The organism is Aeromonas sp. QDB68 (assembly GCF_027707405.1).
Taxonomy (GTDB): Bacteria; Pseudomonadota; Gammaproteobacteria; order Enterobacterales; family Aeromonadaceae; genus Aeromonas; species Aeromonas caviae.
In genome coordinates this window covers 1-898 of the sequence record NZ_JAPCIQ010000231.1, presented here as the reverse complement: position 1 = coordinate 898, position 898 = coordinate 1, and the positions used below count along the sequence as shown (strand labels likewise).

1 tRNA gene and 2 rRNA genes are annotated in these 898 nt (G+C 48.1%); all 3 read right to left on the bottom strand.

Annotated features, from left to right (window positions below):
* Positions 1–249: ribosomal RNA gene (locus tag PG892_RS22400) — 23S ribosomal RNA — on the bottom strand; the annotation flags it as partial.
* Positions 250–472: 223 nt separating this feature from the next.
* Positions 473–548: transfer RNA gene (locus PG892_RS22395), tRNA-Glu, on the bottom strand.
* 279 nt (positions 549–827) lie between these two features.
* Positions 828–898, bottom strand: a 16S ribosomal RNA gene (locus PG892_RS22390); the annotation flags it as partial.

Below are 898 nucleotides of genomic sequence, written 5' to 3'. Positions count from 1 at the left end.
CCGCTACTGAGGGAATCTCGGTTGATTTCTTTTCCTCGGGGTACTTAGATGTTTCAGTTCTCCCGGTTCGCCTCGCTACGCTATGTATTCACGTAGCGATACCTAGCTTATGCTAAGTGGGTTTCCCCATTCGGAAATCCGTGAGTCGTAATGTCTCTTACCGACTGCTCACGGCTTATCGCAGGTTAGTACGTCCTTCATCGCCTCTGACTGCCAAGGCATCCACCATGTACGCTTAGTCACTTAACCATACAACCCCAAGAAGTGTCGGTGAAACCGGCACGGCTTGTTGTCGTACAACAAGGACCAAATAAAATTTGGTTTTCGCCAAGAAGTTTCCAAAGCACTTGTAACAAATGTTTGAGAACTACTTTTTAAATCAGCTTTCCAGATTGTTAAAGAGCATGTTTTCCGAAGAAAACAGACATAAACACGACTGCTTATGTCTGCATTCTTTTAGCAAGAAGAGAAGTGGCGTCCCCTAGGGGATTCGAACCCCTGTTACCGCCGTGAAAGGGCGGTGTCCTAGGCCTCTAGACGAAGGGGACGAAAATCATGTTTTGCGAAGGACACTTCGCAATGATTTTCGTAAAGGCGACGCCGAGCCTGCGAGGCTAGCGGCCTTTAGCGCTGTTCGTTGTTATCGCTAACTTTGAATTGGGTAGCAACTTGCGCCGCTATTCACACCCCAACCCAACGAACGGGCTTCTCTCGTTTGGCGTTAGCCAAACAAGCACTGACACGCCAAGGCGCATCAGGTCTTTGCTCTAACTACTTTGAATCAAGGCAATCTGTGTGAACACTCAACAACTTCGTCATCATTAAGGTAAGGAGGTGATCCAACCCCAGGTTCCCCTAGGGTTACCTTGTTACGACTTCACCCCAGTCATGAATCACA